Annotated in this window: 13 protein-coding genes and 2 pseudogenes; 9 read left to right on the forward strand and 6 right to left on the reverse strand. The window is 39.1% G+C overall.

Going from position 1 to position 17,024, the window contains the following annotated elements; genetic code table 11:
- The first annotated feature begins 22 nt into the window (after window positions 1-22).
- Entirely contained in the window at window positions 23-850 is an 828-nt protein-coding gene (locus H7992_RS12135) for a GNAT family N-acetyltransferase (protein ID WP_067209007.1), read from the forward strand.
- A gap of 59 nt (window positions 851-909) precedes the next feature.
- Here H7992_RS12135 and H7992_RS12140 read toward each other — a convergent pair whose 3' ends face one another.
- Window positions 910-1,653, reverse strand: a complete 744-nt coding sequence (locus H7992_RS12140) for an arylamine N-acetyltransferase family protein (protein ID WP_187047717.1) — start codon at window positions 1,651-1,653, stop codon at window positions 910-912.
- Window positions 1,654-2,668: 1,015 nt separating this feature from the next.
- Between H7992_RS12140 and H7992_RS12145 the strand changes: the two genes are divergently transcribed.
- The gene (locus H7992_RS12145) at window positions 2,669-4,372 is read left to right on the forward strand and encodes a methyl-accepting chemotaxis protein (protein WP_187047718.1); all 1,704 of its coding nucleotides are present in this window, start codon (window positions 2,669-2,671) and stop codon (window positions 4,370-4,372) included.
- A 140-nt stretch (window positions 4,373-4,512) separates the two neighbouring features.
- Here H7992_RS12145 and H7992_RS12150 read toward each other — a convergent pair whose 3' ends face one another.
- On the reverse strand, window positions 4,513-5,460 hold the full coding sequence (locus H7992_RS12150) for an urea transporter (RefSeq protein WP_187047719.1): 948 nt from the start codon (window positions 5,458-5,460) through the stop codon (window positions 4,513-4,515).
- Between the two features lie 216 nt (window positions 5,461-5,676).
- Here H7992_RS12150 and H7992_RS12155 point away from each other — a divergent pair, with 216 nt between their 5' ends.
- The 3 genes from H7992_RS12155 (at window position 5,677) to H7992_RS12165 (ending at window position 8,288) form a co-directional block, all read left to right on the forward strand.
- Entirely contained in the window at window positions 5,677-6,537 is an 861-nt protein-coding gene (locus tag H7992_RS12155) for a transporter substrate-binding domain-containing protein (protein ID WP_187047720.1), read from the forward strand.
- 20 nt (window positions 6,538-6,557) lie between these two features.
- Window positions 6,558-7,232 carry an amino acid ABC transporter permease gene (locus tag H7992_RS12160; RefSeq protein WP_067209019.1) on the forward strand — a complete coding sequence of 225 codons (675 nt, stop codon included), beginning with the start codon at window positions 6,558-6,560 and terminating at the stop codon, window positions 7,230-7,232.
- Window positions 7,233-7,319: 87 nt separating this feature from the next.
- A complete protein-coding gene (locus tag H7992_RS12165) occupies window positions 7,320-8,288 on the forward strand; it encodes a proline dehydrogenase family protein (RefSeq protein WP_187047721.1) in 969 nt (322 codons plus the stop codon).
- Window positions 8,289-8,478: 190 nt separating this feature from the next.
- Here H7992_RS12165 and H7992_RS12170 read toward each other — a convergent pair whose 3' ends face one another.
- The 3 genes from H7992_RS12170 to H7992_RS12180 all read right to left on the reverse strand — a co-directional run bounded on the left by H7992_RS12170 (window position 8,479) and on the right by H7992_RS12180 (window position 12,442).
- The gene (locus H7992_RS12170; protein ID WP_187047722.1) at window positions 8,479-9,495 is read right to left on the reverse strand and encodes a DUF1646 family protein; all 1,017 of its coding nucleotides are present in this window, start codon (window positions 9,493-9,495) and stop codon (window positions 8,479-8,481) included.
- Window positions 9,496-10,416: 921 nt separating this feature from the next.
- Complete coding sequence (locus tag H7992_RS12175; protein WP_067209027.1) at window positions 10,417-10,746, reverse strand: hypothetical protein; 330 nt, start codon at window positions 10,744-10,746, stop codon at window positions 10,417-10,419.
- A gap of 205 nt (window positions 10,747-10,951) precedes the next feature.
- A complete protein-coding gene (locus H7992_RS12180) occupies window positions 10,952-12,442 on the reverse strand; it encodes a peptide MFS transporter (protein ID WP_067209029.1) in 1,491 nt (496 codons plus the stop codon).
- A 307-nt stretch (window positions 12,443-12,749) separates the two neighbouring features.
- Here H7992_RS12180 and H7992_RS12185 point away from each other — a divergent pair.
- Together H7992_RS12185 and H7992_RS12190 are read left to right on the forward strand one after the other, a co-directional pair.
- Window positions 12,750-12,875 (forward strand): annotated as a pseudogene (locus H7992_RS12185) (DUF1259 domain-containing protein); the annotation flags it as partial.
- A 71-nt stretch (window positions 12,876-12,946) separates the two neighbouring features.
- The gene (locus H7992_RS12190) at window positions 12,947-13,186 is read left to right on the forward strand and encodes a hypothetical protein (RefSeq protein WP_067209032.1); all 240 of its coding nucleotides are present in this window, start codon (window positions 12,947-12,949) and stop codon (window positions 13,184-13,186) included.
- 52 nt (window positions 13,187-13,238) lie between these two features.
- On the opposite strand, the gene H7992_RS12195 is transcribed toward H7992_RS12190, so the two are convergent.
- On the reverse strand, window positions 13,239-14,321 hold the full coding sequence (locus H7992_RS12195) for a CdaR family transcriptional regulator (protein ID WP_187047724.1): 1,083 nt from the start codon (window positions 14,319-14,321) through the stop codon (window positions 13,239-13,241).
- 126 nt (window positions 14,322-14,447) lie between these two features.
- On the opposite strand from H7992_RS12195, the gene H7992_RS12200 reads away from it, so the two are divergent.
- Together H7992_RS12200 and H7992_RS12205 are read left to right on the forward strand one after the other, a co-directional pair.
- Window positions 14,448-15,593, forward strand: a complete 1,146-nt coding sequence (locus H7992_RS12200) for a glycerate kinase (RefSeq protein ID WP_187047725.1) — start codon at window positions 14,448-14,450, stop codon at window positions 15,591-15,593.
- A gap of 2 nt (window positions 15,594-15,595) precedes the next feature.
- A pseudogene (locus tag H7992_RS12205) lies at window positions 15,596-16,941 on the forward strand (GntP family permease).
- The last annotated feature ends 83 nt before the right edge of the window (window positions 16,942-17,024 follow it).

Below are 17,024 nucleotides of genomic sequence, written 5' to 3' on the forward strand. Positions count from 1 at the left end.
CTTTTGAATTGGAGGATTATATATGTTAAAAGAAAGTCAATTAATTGCGATTAAACAGCTTCAAAAAGAATGTGAAAAAACGGATGGTATTCAACTGAAGTTAAATTGGGAGATGCTCAGAGAACGAGAAGGACGTCAAATGGATTTTTTTCATGAAGAGGATGGAGAACTTGTCGCTTATTTAGCTTTATTTGGTTTTGGCTCTACCGTTGAAGTATGTGGAATGGTTAATCCGAGGAATAGAAGGAAAGGGCATTTTACCGAACTATGGCAACAAGCATTAGCACCAATCGAACAATATGGTTTTCAAACAATTTTATTGAACACCCCGTCTTTGTCCAATACCGCTAAGGGATGGTTAGCAAGTCAGCCCTATTCCTATGCGTTTTCTGAATATCAGATGCGTTGGTCAGAACAGCCGATTGAAGCGAGCGACGAGGTTCTGATTCGTGTGGCGAAAAAAAGTGATGCGAACCTTGAAGTGAAGCTCGATGTCCTTGCATTCGGAATGGATGAAGAAGATGCGCGTTCTCATCTGGAGCGCATAAAAGAAAGACAGGACGAGCAGTTTTTGATGATTGAGGCAGATAACAGAACGATTGGTAAGGTCCGGATCAATCGCATGGATGGTGAAGCATGGATTTACGGATTCGCCATTTTACCCGAGTTCCAGGGGAGAGGGTACGGTAGGAAGGTACTCCGCAATATCGTGAAAAGTGAGCACGATGCTGGCAATCAAATCTGGCTTGAAGTAGAAGCGAAAAATAATCGTGCACTTGGCCTATATGAATCAGTCGGTTTCGTGAAAATGCAAGGTCAGGATTATTATAAAAAGAATAGGGGCAACTAGAAAAAAGCTAACCGGAATCAATGCTACGAGCCATTCCGGTTAGCTTTTTTTGTCATTTTTTATAGACGAATGTCAAAAACATCTTCTAAGAAGTGTACTTTCTCTTCTATTGAAAGTATTGTTTTAGTTTTAATATTATTTTCGGTTATAGTTACTGTCTGATCTGATAATGTAATTCGACCGGTAGTAGTGGCGCGGGTGACGATATCTGAGTGTGTAAAAGATGATTCTTTTGCAACTTGATTAAATACACAGCCCTCATGAAAATCGACAAGTGCTTTTGAGGTTAAATCGAATCGATATAGCGTTTTTATCTCAGTGTCACTGATTCGTTCCAGATAAAATGATTGATCTAGCTGTTGAATAACCCTATATGTATCGCTTATATCAGTTTGTTCCTCCCCGTTTAGTGGAATCGGTAAAGAAGTGGAGTCACCAAAACCTACGTCTATAAGATAGGGTTGATCAAGTTGTACAATAATAGCTGCATGAGTATCTGCTTTTGCCCACTCTCCGCTTGGCCTTAGAACTGTAGCTGCAACTAAATGTGCATCGTACCCCAATTCGGTTAGTAGCCAACTGAAAAGCCCGTTCAACTCGTAGCAATAACCGCCACGTTTACGACGGACGATTTTATCATAAATATGTTGTAAGTTAAGATAAATTGGTACCCTGCGAATCACATCCAAATTTTCAAAAGGGATATGTTGGACATGCAATCGTTGTAACTCGGTTAAATCAAAGAGGGATATCTCTTTGTTCTGTGTTCCGCAAAACCTAGCTAAGTAGTTGAGGACTTCCATTTCAGCACCCCATTTCATTATTTCGAGAAAAATATACTAGTTAACTGCTCATTAAAAGTACGTATTAATTATTATACTCCATTGAAGTAGAATAATTAAATGAATCTATTTAAGGCGTAGCGGACTCAATGGAATTCTTTATTTCACCATATCTTTATATGTTGAACAAATGAATACGGCGTATGCGCTTAATAAAGGCTTTTAGGAGGTCACTGAAAAAGTCCCACTATTTAGAGCAAATTAGAATTCCTGCCAATACCGCTTCGATGCTTTGTGGATGCCTCCCGCGATAAGCCAGAAAGAAGACCCCTTGGGAGGGATTGAACTGCATCCCTCCTTAGTCTTATCGCTCCGGCTGCCACGAAGTCGCGCCTTCGCTGGATGGTCTATGTGAGAAAGAGCATTTCATTATTAGTGGTGAAATCTGCAACCTGGATTGCGTCTTTCTTGACTATAATTATATATGTTGAATCCGGTATATATACTGAACGAAGGCGCCTTAACAGGGGTAGCCAACCGAACAACGAAGAGTTCGGTTTGTATAATTTCTGCGTTCTTTGCAGAAATTATACAGTTAATGCCAAGAGGCATCCCCTAGCGCCGTAGCAGTTCAATGGGATTCATTTATATTATATCAACTAGTAATCACCTTACAATCTCGGCATATACATCTCAAAATCACATTTCTCTCGATAATGAACAACCTAGCGCAGGCGCGGCGAAAGGCATCCCCAAAGCACCAAGCGTTCTACAATCCACACCCCGAATTACACCTCTCTTATTATTGAGTGCCACGACAGATTCAATGGGATTCTTTAATTCAACATATCTAATTATATTATTTATCCGTAGGCAATACAGAAGATAATCCCCTCTTATCATAGAAGATAACATCAAAAATAACAGAAATTTGTCTAATTAGGCATGAAACGGACGAATAATCTATGTCTTACGGACTTTGTTTTTGTTGATTTATAGAGTATTATAGACTAGTAGAATAGTAGGGGGAAAAACAATGAGAAATACACTAACGGTACAATTGGGAACGATTATTGTCGGTATCATGGTTGCAATGTTAGCGATTACGTCCATCGCAACATATAAAACAGCTTACGATAAATTATATGATGCCGCAGGTGTTGAAGCGTATGGATGCGCGAGTATTACAACAGGTTTGATCCGGCCGGAAGACGTGGGAAAAATGCTTAAAGGTGACCGCGAAACGATGGATGAGGTTGGTCAACAGCTTAACTGGACACTCAATCATAAAGCTATTTTCGAGACTCAATACATCATTGATCTAGATGGGAAAATTCTAGCACTTGATGACCATTTAAGTGCAAAAGGATTCGAACCAGGTGATTCGGTTCCGGTTGATGAAAAAGCGCTTGCAATGCTCTTGGATATGAAGCATTCAACTTACACAGAGCTCTATGAATTTGCAGGTCTAAAACGTCTATCTGGTTATGCACCGATATTTGAAAATCACGATCCAAATGGAGAAATCATCGCAATCAGCGTTATCGATTTTGATGGTTCAATTGTTGCTGGAAGAACATGGGATGTTGTTCGGAATGGTATTTTAATCAGCCTTATTCCAATGATCATCGCATCGATCATTACAATTATGCTAATCAGACGTAAAACAAAGTCGATTTCAGCTTTAATCGCACATGCGAAAGAAATTGCGAATGGAAATCTCGGCATTGAAGATACAGTTGTAACAAGTAAAGATGAAGTTGGCGATTTAGGACGAACATTAAACATGATGACAGCGAACTTGCGCAATACGATTGGGACAGTCAAAACAACAGCTGTTCAATTAACGCAAAACTCACTTGACACAGCTGCTTCATTAAATGAAATGCAGATGGCGATTCAACAGGTCGCACACAATATGAGTGAAACCGCAGCTTCTATCTCCGACGGGACAATCAATGCAGAACATGCATCCAAAATCTTGTCTTCTCTGGCGAATGATCTTCAGGATTCAAAAGAGAAAGCTGAACTAAGTGCGGGGAACTCTGAGCGGACAATGAAAATTGCAGAAGAAGGTCAGCATAGCGTAAATGACATTAGTAATGATATGGAGAAAATCAGAGTCTCCTCAAATGAAGCAGGTGGTACGATTCAAAATCTAATTGAATCTACAACTAAAATTCAAAATATCACCAGTTCAATTGCAGGCATTGCTGCCCAAACGAATTTACTTGCGCTTAATGCATCGATAGAAGCTGCACGTGCGGGTGAACATGGCAAAGGATTTGCGGTCGTTGCGGAGGAAGTAAGAAAACTTGCAGAACAGTCCAATAAAGAAGTTCTTGAAGTAGAAAAGCTAGTGCAAGATATTACTGAAAGTATCGGTCGAGTTGTTACTTCTACATCAGAGAGCACAAAACTTATTGAATCCGGAACAGAAACGGTTCGTTTGACTGCAACTTCCTTAAGTAACATTTCAATTGCCGTCTCTGAAACTGTTAAGGAAATTAACTTAATTTCAGAATTAACGACAGCTGAAGCAGAAAGTTCAAATCGTGTAGTAGTACTCATCAATGACTTGACGCAATCGATTCATTCAATTGAAGATATGTCTAACAATATCTCGGCTGCAACAGAGCAGACATCAGCTTCAATTGAAGAAGTTGCAACACGTTCTACTGAAATGAGTCATATGGCACAAGATCTGGAGAAACTTGTCGGGCAGTTCAGATTGGAATAATTAAGAAAAGCGAAAGCGCCTGGAGCTAGACACTATTCTAAGTCAAAAAACTAATATTTTCTTATTCTTATTAAAAAAAGACCCGCAAAAAGCTAATTGCTTTTGCGGGTCTTTACACATTTTAATTATGTATTTTCTTGCTACTTTTCTGTGATTTGTGGCTCAAATATGGGTATCGTTCTCCTCATCGCTAAAAATAGCCATGTACTAATGATAAAGGGAGATGTTAATACGGGAAGCCCTTTCGGATAAAGAATTAAATCCATACCTGCTGCAATTGGGACTGTCATTGCAGCTGCAAATATACCCATTAGGGGGAAATTACTTTTTTCATCGAACATTAGACCCACGGCAATCATTGCTAACACGGCATTATAATTATAGAGACCTAAATCTAGCAATTCAACATCGACCCCTAGCGAGTATGCAGTTAGCCAAGACACAAATGTCCCAATAATCGCATAGACACCAAATCTCCATCCAGCCACGAAGAGAGCAATTAGAATAAGCGAACCTGCCCATAGAGAGTCAATAATGAATACTTCACCTACACCTTTTATTAAACCGAGAAAGAAATTGGGTTTACCTTCAACTGGAAGATTCCAGTTAGCAGGAGATGATGTGACAAATGACGGGTTTACATGCATTACGCTAAAACGATATGCCGCAAAAAGGCTAACCCATGTTACAAAAAGAAATGGAAAAGTGAGCAAGGGAATATTCCACTTGGCTAAAAACTTCGATAAGATAGCCATAAGCAAAGCAGCTGCTATTGCAGCAAATAGTGCAATAACCCAGTTCCAATCATTTTGTAAAAATAACATTACCGCGATACCGGAAAGGATGGCGTTAAATCCATATATTCCATGGCTAACTGCAATTTGGTATCCTCCACAATATTTTCCCGTCACCGTACCAATCATGGAAGACAGTAGTGCCATTAATCCAAGAAGGGGAGAGTGTAGCATTATCCCTAAAAGAATTAACCCTCCTAAGATTGCATTGTCGATTAACATTACTTGAGAAAACCCTTTAAGTGAAATACGTATCAGGTCTTTAATGCTATCCAACTTGAAAGATCCCCACATTTGGGAACATCTCCTTTTACTTTGAATATAAAACTAATTGTTTATGAATATACCATAATCCCATCACTATTTTTCATTTTTCTCTAATAACCCCCCAATTCTAAACTATCTGTATTCCTAATTTAGAATCATAAGGGTTACATCTTAACTAAGAATGTATTATAATTTTCAGTGGACAATTATTTGTAAAATACTATTTTCAAAAGGAGAATCTCGATGACAAAAGAAAAACATCTTAGTAAAATCTTCCTGTCTTTATTACTATTTTCAATGATGGTTGTTTTAGCTGCTTGTGGTGCTAGTGGCGATACAAATAAGGAGAGTGGTTCTAAAACTTCCACTTGGGAGAACATTCAAGAAAAAGGTGAAATTGTTGTCGCAACGTCAGGAACTCTTTATCCAGCATCATACCATGACGGCGAAAGCAAGGAACTAACGGGGTACGAAGTTGAAATAATGAACGAGCTAGGAAAGCGTCTGAAGCTGGAGATCAAATACGTTGAAATGGGTCTAGACGGAATGCTTACTTCTTTGAATAGTGGGCAAGCTGATCTAGCAGTGAATGATATTGAAATCACACCCGAACGGGAAGAGAAATTCACTTTTTCTGAGCCTTATAAGTATTCATTCGGTACTGCTATCGTACGGAAATCGGATCATTCAGGTATTGAGTCTCTTGAAGATTTGAAAGGAAAAAAAGCGGCTGGGGCTGCAACTTCCGTTTATATGCAAGTTGGACGCGACCACGGTGCTGAAGAGGTGATTTATGATAACGTCACAAATGATGTGTATTTGCGTGATGTTTCTATAGGCCGTACGGATGTCATCTTGAATGATTACTACTTACAAAAATTGGCACTTGCTGCATTTCCGGAGTTTGAAATCATGATCCATCCGGATATCAAATATCATCCGAATGTCCAAGCAATCATCATGAAAAAAGACAATGATGAACTACTAAAGCAAGTGAACTCCGTACTTGTCGAAATGCACGCGGATGGAACAATTTCTGAATTGTCGAAGCAATTCTTTGGTGGGGAAGATGTATCAGTTGAACAAGACTATGATTTTGAATAATCGAAAAGGCGGCTTGTAATGTGAGTGGAATTGAATGGCAACACATTTTCGATTTGCAGCTTGCCATCGAGTCATTTCCGTATATTTTGCAGGGGGTTGGTTACACCATACTCATTTCCTTTGGGGGCATGGTGTGCGGGCTGATATTGGGCTTCTTCCTGGCGCTAGGCAGAACGTCTAAATTAGTACTATTTAGGTGGCCAGCACGTATCTTCATATCCTATATGCGGGGTACACCGATGCTTGTATTCCTATTTTTACTCTATTTTGGTTTGCCTAATATCGGAATTCAATTTTCAGCTGTCACTGCCGCTTTAATAGGCTTCAGCCTTCACTCTTCAGCTTATATGGCTGAGATTATCCGATCGTCGCTTAACTCAATTGATAAGGGACAATGGGAAGCTGCCACTGCATTAGGGATGTCCTATTGGCAATCATTGCTTTTTGTAATTTTACCACAAGCAACACGAATCGCAATTCCGCCATTGTCTAATGTTCTACTAGATTTGATCAAAGCATCTTCATTGGCTGCGATGATTACTGTGCCCGATCTGTTTCAACGCGCAAAAATCGTTGGGGGCAGGGAATTCGACTATATGACGGTTTATATTTTGGTAGGTCTAATCTATTGGGGCATTTGCTTACTTGTCGAAGTGTGGCAAAATTATCTAGAAAAAAGTTCTTTGAACAACTAATGATTCTGTAACCAGTTATCATTTCAGCAAAAGCACGGTCGTGTGATATAATTAAAAAATAAAAAACAATATTGAGGAGCATATAACATGTTAAAAGACTTCTTTATCGGATTGTCCCAAAACCAGCTTTTGAATAGCGCGGCAAAAAAATACGGCTTAAAAATGGGAGCACAAAATGTTGTAGCAGGAACTAATGTAGCTGAAACTATCCAAAGTATTAAAGAACTGAATGCACATGGGATTTCTTGTACGGTAGATAACCTTGGGGAATTCGTCTTTGAAAAAGAGGAAGCATTAGCTGCGAAAAAACAAATTTTGGAAGTCATCGAAGCTATTCACGAACACGGGGTCGATGCTCATATTTCTCTAAAACCATCTCAATTAGGTTTAGATATAGATATTGATTTCTGTTTGGGAAATCTAAAAGAAATTGCAGCTAAAGCAAAAAGTTATGAAATTTTCATTAACTTTGATATGGAAGATCATGCTCGTTTGCAACCATCATTTGATCTCCTTGATGAGTTGTCTAAGGACTATGACAATATCGGAACGGTAATTCAAGCTTATTTCTTCCGCGCGGTAGAAGATATTCAAAATTACAAAAATTTCCGTTTGCGTATTGTAAAAGGTGCTTATAAAGAGACTGAAGAATATGCTTATCAAGATAAAAAAGAAATCGATGAAAACTATATTCAATTGATCGAATGGCATTTGTTAAATGGTAAATTCACGTCAATTGCAACACATGATCATCATGTCATTAATCATGTAAAACAATTTGTTAAAGAAAATGACATCCCGAATGATAAATTCGAGTTCCAAATGCTATACGGTTTTAGAAAGGACATGCAATTGCAATTGGCTAGCGAAGGGTATAATTTCTGTACATACGTTCCTTTTGGGAATGACTGGTACGGCTATTTCATGCGTCGCCTTGCTGAAAGACCACAAAACTTGAATCTTGTTGTTAAACAAGTGTTCAATAAGAAAACAAATACAATTCTTGGCTTGGCTGTCGGAGCTTTCGCTCTTGGAAGAGTTACCAAGAAGAAATAAGTATAAAAAACAAAAGCGCAAGTGCAAGTGCAAGTGCAAGTGCAAGTGCAAGTGCCTGTTCGGAGGCTTAGGAGTCTGGACGTGAAATCTCTATGTGGTAACTTATCCATAGTACGAGTTTTTAAAATATCCTAAGAAACGGAAAAGGATGTAAAATGGGGAACCCCTCAATTTACATCCTTTTTTCAATTCATCCGACAGTCACGATCACTATGAAATAAATAACCATTGCAATCAAGCCAATCGGAACACCAAAACGAGCCCACTCACTGCTTTTAATATTAAGTTTTCCGGCAGCTATGATATTTGGGATGTTTCCGGGTATTAACATACCTCCGCTGATTAACAGTCCAAGTAAAAGGGCTTTAATTGTCGAATCATTCATAACAGGGCTGATTTCTGCTGCAGCTAATGTAGCATTATCAAGCACTGCTGAAATCATGTTAATCCAATATAATACAAGAGGGTTTAAATCTAATAGGTATCTTTCGATAAATGGTTCAAAACTTGCACCAAGCAGTGTAAGGGCCATTACGAACAGATATACTTTAATCCCACGAATAATAATATCCATATACGATTCGGTTCCTTGATTAACTTTTAAACTGTTCAACTTGTTTGAAGGCTTGATTATGATTGCGGCCAGTATTCCAAAAGCAATGACGCCTGGAATGATATCAGGACCGATTAATCGTAGTAAATAGAAAAAGTCTGCATCCAATTTGCTTGTTGCGATTGTTGATAGAGGTTCCCCGATTGGTGTAAGAACAGCACCAAGCCCAATTGAATAACAAGCAATGATGACAAGACGGATTTCTGATTTACGGTCAAGGCGCAAAACGCCTACTATTGCGACCAGGACAATTGCTGCAATAATTGCTGTAATGACACTAGAAAGGATTCCTAAAACGATAACGATAAGTGCTAAGAATAAGCGAAATGGAATTGCTTTGCTCATGCCTCGTATACTTTTTTCGAAAGGTTTTTGTAACCAGCGGAATACTAATCCAGCGATAATAACGGCTAGGGTTATATGTATCGGATCCTCCAGGGCTTTAACGATCAAAGTTGAGTCAAGTACTTGACTGACAAGGACCGCGGAAATCCCCATAATGAATAAAAACACTTCTAAGTTCCGTTCAACTATTTTTACAGTGAACGGCAAAAATAAAACTAGTATTAAAATAATAGACAAGCCAACAATCATAATTATCCTCCTTTTCATTCTAATCTAAAAATAGGGTCAAATTCATCTTATCATTGAAATAGTAATAGAAAAACAATTTATTATAAAAATGAATTCAACAGGATAATTAATTTCTTCTATTCTGAAATTAAAAAAGTATGATTGAGTTGAGATTCCAAATTCTCTATTTGAATGAAGCAAAAAAACAGAAGAAATCGTACTTTTTCAGAAGTTAAATAAACAAAAAAACCACCTAGATTCACTAAGTGGTTTAATTTCTCGCTAAATCTAAAAAAAAATTTGTGTATAGTGCAAAAGATATGTTGAAATTAAGAACCCATTGAATTATCTAGGGGGAGGTGATGCCTACTTTCCTTCGTTAGGCGACTTCGCTCTCTATTTGTTCAATATAAATAAGTACTTTTTTATTCCTTCGAATGTTTCGCCCTTAACAGTTCAAATAGTAGGGGCGAAGTTATCGCTATTTTGTCGCTTGAATTTTTATCAGTCGTAATAGATGCTTGAAACGTAACAGGTTCTTAAAAGTTAAGGTCTTAATCAAGAAACTCGAAATATAATAATTCACCTTTTGTCACATTAGAGTTATCAGCATTCAAAAAGTCTTGTATATTGATTGTTCTGCGTTGAAAAGACTGCGATTTGTTATTTACTAAGCTATTTAGTTGTTTTGTCCGCCTCAAGGGAATTCATTACGCTTGTGACCGTGGTTTTGTAATTCATATGGAGAATAGAGGGACATGGTAGAATCGGTGGTTATTGCGAACTGGCGATGATTTAATCTTAATCAGTACAATTTGTTATCATAATCATAATATTGGAAAGTAGATGACGAATAATTTAGTGAAGCTTGTAAACGAATTAAAAACTGATATTTTCAAGTGAGTTTGAATCTTGCGATTTTACTCCACTCAATTTGCGTATTTAATTTTCTTTTGTATCGTCTTCCTTTTCTAAGCGTTTAACAATTATCTCCAAAAACTTATTAAGTTTCTCAATATCAGTACTCTGCGAGTTATTCTGTACTTGATCATTTTTTAATTCGTCAATTTGATTCTGTAATTTATCAAGTTCTTGTTGCTGTTGGATGTCAGAAATCCTACTTTCTTCGATTGAAATAGCGGCCCCTAGGGTTTGTAGGGCATCCCCTAAGGTAGAAATTGCTGAACCCCATAATGAAATTTTAGCACCAGTATCCGTTGAACTATCGTTATTTTGTAATCCCGTATTGAATACTGAGTCGCTTCTTCTCAAAGTTATCACTCCTTGACCATATTAACTAACGTATTATTTCATTCTATTAGATACTATATGTTCATCCAATAGAACGGGGAACTTACTGTAAACTATCCTATGTTTAGTTTACTCGAGGTTGTTAAATGCAAGATTTAAGACTTATGTTGAAACAAAACAAGCAGCCCTGTAAACTCACAGGGCTGCTTGTTTTGTTTCAATTGTATTAGCGTACGCCTTTCATAAATCGTTGGATAACCGGCGACATTGCGAATAAGAGGAAACTTAATAGAATCGCTGTTCCACCGATGATTCCAAAATACATCATTTCAGTTTCAGGTTTATATAATTTAACGATCTGTGCGTTAAGCGCTTGTGCAGCAGCATTCGATAGGAACCACAGACTCATCGTCTGCGCAGAGAACGCTACCGGCGCCAGTTTAGTCGTAGCTGACAATCCTACCGGAGATAAGCACAGTTCCCCTAAGACGACGACAAAGATGCTTAGGATGAGCCATAGTGGGTTCACGAGAGCATCTGTCCCACCTAAATAGCCGGGCACTAAAATAATGATGAATGATAAACCGGCAAACAGAAGACCTAACGAGAACTTCTGCGGAATATTCGGTTGCCGATCACCAAGTTTCATCCATAGCCATGCAAAGACAGGAGCCATTGTAATGATAAACAATGGGTTAAATGATTGGAAAAAGGCTGGTGAAATTTGATAGCCAAAAATATTAAGGTTTGTTCGTGTATCTGCATAAACTGCAAGAATTGTTGAACCTTGCTCGGCAATTGCCCAAAATACGACAGCTGATAAGAAGAGCGGGATGAACGCAATTATTCGGGACCGTTCCACATCATTTGTTTTTGGACTCCTATACATAACAATAAAATAAACCGTTGGGATAAGGAAGCCGAGAATACCGACAATTATAATGAATGATTCAAAAGTCAGCCAACCTCGAGGGATGGCAATTGCAACAAGAATCCCAATCACTACAGCCGCAATTGCGAAAATTGAGAATACTTTTCTTTTCTCGGACGGTTGTAATGGATTCGCTACTTGTGTACCCGCTAAGCCGAGACTTTTCTTTTTTGTCAAAACGAACATTAATAAACCGAAAAACATTCCAATAGCAGCAACACCGAATCCTAGATGGAAACTTGTTTTCATTAAACTACCAACGATAAGTGGTGAGATGAATGCACCTAAGTTAATACCCATATAGAAGATGCTGAATCCTGAATCACGACGGTTGTCGTTTTCAGGGTAAATATCACCAACTACACTGGAGACGTTTGGTTTTAGTAACCCTGTACCAATTACGATAAGAATCATCGAAACGAAGAACAGTGAAATGTTACCGGGAATTGCAAGCGCGATATGACCAAGCATAATGAATATTCCACCATAAAAAATTGCTTTTGAGGTACCGAATACCCGGTCAGCTAACCAGCCGCCAATAATACCTGACATGTAGACCAGCGAACCATAGATTGACACGATGGACAAGGCGATAGTTTTATCTAATCCAAGTCCGCCATTTGATACTTCGTAGTACATATAGTACACGAGTATTGCTCTCATACCATAATACGAGAACCGTTCCCAGAATTCCGTGAAGAATAATGTGAACAAACCTTTCGGGTGCCCGAAGAAGCCTTTTTGCGGAACACTCTCCACGATCTGTTTCTTAGTTAGCTGTGACATGATGATGCCTCCTTCATATTTCACTATAATACAATTAAACGTTTTCAATTGTCAAAAATAATTATTGGAAACGCTGTTATTTCAATTAACGTTTATATTACAACGTTTCGATATAGTGATAATTTTCTAAATCTAATAAATAGATATTTTATGATAATAAATTAATTATATAGTAAAAGTCTGGGAGATTAATACACATGTATCCATGTCACTTTTCATAGATTGTAGGAGATGTAGATGCTAAATTCGATGAATATCCTTAAAAGGTGCAGCTCAAAGTGTGCAATGCACGTCAGTTGTCATAGTATTCATGCACTCTATTTCCCGGCAAAGGCTGATTGTTAGTTCATTACATAACCATTGGCTCTATATGCAACCAACAATTCTGTACATTCACATCCAATCCGTTGAACCTCCACTGGATTTCACATGAAAATTTACGTATTCATTTACTTTATTGAGCAGTTATCCGATTGTAGACTAATTATTCGAGGAGGAGAAACGTTGGAAATCTATGATGTCGTTTTAATTCCGCTAATCATCGGAATCGTGGAATTATTGAAGATGTATGGGATGCCAAGGCGGCTACTGCCGTTCATATCACTACTCTTCGGTGTTGTAGGGGGCATTATTTATATTTATCCAGAAGACATTAAGGCAGGTATACTTGTGGGTTTGATGATGGGCTTATCCGCAAGTGGGTTGTATGCGGGAGGGAGAACGGTAATCGAGAAAACTGAATAGAGAAAATGTGGAAAACCCCTTAGGCAATGGATAGCTTAAGGGGGATCGATACCTATTTTTCATCTAGTAAAAGAGCGATTTTCAATAAAACTGCATCATGAAAGAGTGTTGGGTTATAGCCGCTTATTTCTTCTATTTTTCGAAGCCGGTACGTTAATGTGTGGCGGTGAACTTCTAAGGTTGCAGCAGCTATAGTGTTGTTCTGATTACAAGAAAAATAGATGGAGAGTGAACGTTTCATTTGTTCATTCAATCCCTTTAACACTCTACTTGAAAATCTGAACGTCTCACTCGATGAGGCGTTTTTTTTCAGTAGGGCCAATAACCCGACATCCTCAAAGTATATGAGATGTTGTGTTGGTTGTGCAAATTGCAATGCATTTTTGGCGGTAGTATAGGAGTAGCGAATTTCATCTAAAGAATTGACGGGATAGCCAACGCCAATTCTGACAAGGGAGTCTTTCTGCAAAGTAAGTAGTAAAATAGAAAGTTTTCTCTTCAAAGTAGTTTCAGTCATTCCGCTAATTAAAATGAATACCTCATTCAATTGTGAATGTCCAATGAGAACAGAGTTTTTTTCAAATTGATCCTCCAATTTTTCAATGATTCTTTGAGAGGAAGGTAGGAAGCTCTTAAATTCGATTAAAAGTGTTGTGTATGGATTTATTGTGCTAAATCCCAAAAGAGAAAGTCTCTCCTTAACAATCAACGAAAGCGGCTCACCGCTAATTAACTCTTCAAAAATCAGTTCTTTCATCTTCCGTTTCCATTCCGCCCGCGAGGTAATGAGTGACTGGTGAACCATCATTTCAGTTGTTAATTGTACAAGTGTTGCGATTTCTCGGAGATCTGCAGGATTACCGGTTATTCCAATGACACCAACTAATTGTTGCTGAAAATGAATCGGCATATTGACGCCTGGTTTTGTGCCATGCCAATTTACCATGTTTTCTTCTGTAATCCATAATATTTCCTTCGTTTTTGCGACGTATGCTGCACCTTCATGTATTTTGTTGATGCGCTGTTCTTCACCTGAAGCCAAAATCATTCCATTCGTATCCATGACATTCAAATTACGGTTTAACCGGACCATCGTTTGTTCAACAATTTCATCTGCAAGTTGCTTTGTCAGCATTATTCTATCCCCCATGTATAACTTTTCCGGAAATATTACGGGTAATTCTATACAATTAGCATAACGTATTATCTGAATAGCTCAACTATACTATTAGTAAGCGCTTTAGTTAAGGGGGAAGTATTTTTGAAAGTAGTTGTGGCACCAGATTCATTTAAAGGTAGTTTAACGGCCGTTGAAGCAGCTGAAGCGATGGTGGCAGGCATTTATGATGCTGACCCCTCTATCGAGACAGTTATGCTTCCTGCAGCTGATGGCGGGGAAGGAACGATGAGCAGTTTGGTTGGCGCTACGGGGGGAGAAATCGTATCCGTCGTCGTACAAGATCCGCTTGGCCGAGAAGTCGGGGCGGCTTATGGCGTTCTTGGAGATAGGAAAACGTCTGTCATTGAAATCGCGGAAGCATCTGGATTGATGCTGTTGCACGAAGAGGAAAGAAATCCACTTGTTACATCGACTTATGGCACGGGCGAATTAATTGTTCATGCACTTGACGCGGGCTTACGCAATTTTATTATTGGGCTTGGGGGAAGTGCGACAAACGACGGTGGTGTAGGAATGTTACAGGCACTTGGAATGCGTTTTCTGGGTGGAAACGGAGTGGAATTGTCAAGGGGGGGAGGTTCACTTGGTAACCTTCAAGCAATCGATATGCATGATTTTGATAAACGAATTTCAGAAAGCACTTTCCTAATTGCGTGTGATGTCAGTAACCCATTTGTCGGGCCAACTGGTGCTTCCGCTGTTTTCGGTCCACAAAAAGGGGCTTGTCCTGCGATGGTAAATAGACTTGACGAAAACTTGATGAGGTTAGCCCATGTAATTGAACAACTAACCGGCATTTCTCTTCACGGGAAAAAAGGAGCAGGTGCGGCAGGGGGAGCCGGAGGTGCTTTTCAAGCTTTTTTTCCTGGGGAAATGGAACAGGGTATCGACGTTGTGTTGAATGCGATTTCATTCGACAAACAAATTACTGACGCAGATTTAATTATTACAGGTGAAGGCAAAACTGATAGTCAGACATTATCGGGTAAAACACCATTTGGAGTTGCGAAAGTGGCCTATAAAGAGGGAAAGCCAATCATTCTTATTTCAGGTGTGATAGATCAAGAGAGCCGGGATCTATTGGCGCCCATATTCAACGAATTACATGCGATTACAGACGGAACGGTTTCATCACAAGAGTCGATTGCGCATCCAAGTCATTATTTAAGAGCGAAAACAAAGTTGGTAATGGAGAATTATTTAACTAACTATACAAAAGGGGTGTAGAGATGTTATTTGCAGTTATTGCACTTAGTGTTGTGCTCGTTGTTGTGTTGACAGCTGTTTTTAAAGTTCATCCGTTTTTATCTTTACTGCTCGGCGCATTTTTCGTCGGTATTGCTTCAGGCATGCCGTTGCTCACAGTAGTGGAAAATGTCAATGAAGGATTCGGCGGATTAATGAAATCGATTGGATTGTCATTGTCGCGGGGACTATTATTGGAGTCATTCTAGAAAAGTCGGGTGCGGCATATAGAATGGCGGAAGTCGTTTTACGAGTAATCGGTGAAAAGCGCCCTCAGTTGGCAATGTCAATCATCGGTTATATCGTATCAATCCCTGTTTTTTGTGATTCTGGCTTCATTATATTAGCAAGTTTGAAAAAGGCATTGGCGAAACGTTCAAAAGTGGCGATTGCATCCATGTCAGTTGCACTTGCAACCGGATTGTATGCGACACACACGTTAGTTCCGCCAACACCGGGACCAATTGCTGCAGCTGGTAATATCGGCGCGGAAAATTATCTAGGGACTATTATTTTAATTGGACTTTTCGTTGCGATTCCAGCAGTTATTGTTGGTTATTTCTGGGCAGTAAAAGTAGCCTCAAAAATCGAAGTACCGGAAGATACTGAGGAAGGCGGACTGAATTACGAAGAGATTGTTGAATCGTTCGGGAAAATGCCTTCCACGTTCAAAGCATTCTTGCCAATTGTACTGCCAATAGTATTGATTGGAATCGGTTCTGTGGCAGCACTTACTGGCGAAGACACTGCTTTTATCAACTTCCTACGATTTTTAGGAGCACCATCCGTCGCGCTTCTATTCGGTGTGCTGGCATCGTTTTTGTTACTTCCTAAATTTAATGAGGAAACGCTTTCAGGTTGGATTGGCGATGCATTGAAGGAAGCTGCTCCTATTCTTCTTATTACTGGGGCAGGAGGAGCATTCGGGAAAGTTATTTCAAATTCAGGTATTGCAGACCTTATCGCAAACATGAATATGGAGGCGTTAGCGGGTGGTGCTCTGTTCCTCCTTATTCCATTTATTATCGCAGCCGCATTGAAAACAGCCCAAGGATCTTCGACTGCTTCACTTGTCATCACCTCAACATTAATAGCACCACTATTGCCTTCAATGGGAATTGAAGGAGCGATTCCACTTGCGCTTGTAGTAATGGCGATTGGTGCCGGAGCAATGACTGTTAGCCATGTGAATGACAGCTTCTTCTGGGTTGTTACACAATTTAGTGGCATGACAGTGACGGATGCGTATAAGGCACAAACGATGGCAACGCTGTTACAAGGCGTAACAACAATTATAGTTACGATGCTACTTTGGACCGTTCTAGTGTAAAGCATGAGATAAGGAAGTCTGATCTGTTAGTGAGCTTTCTAGCTAACAGATCAGACTTTTTCCATTCTATTAATAAATCATAT

The sequence above is a fragment of the Sporosarcina sp. resist genome, assembly GCF_014302295.1.
GTDB lineage: Bacteria > Bacillota > Bacilli > Bacillales_A > Planococcaceae > Sporosarcina > Sporosarcina psychrophila.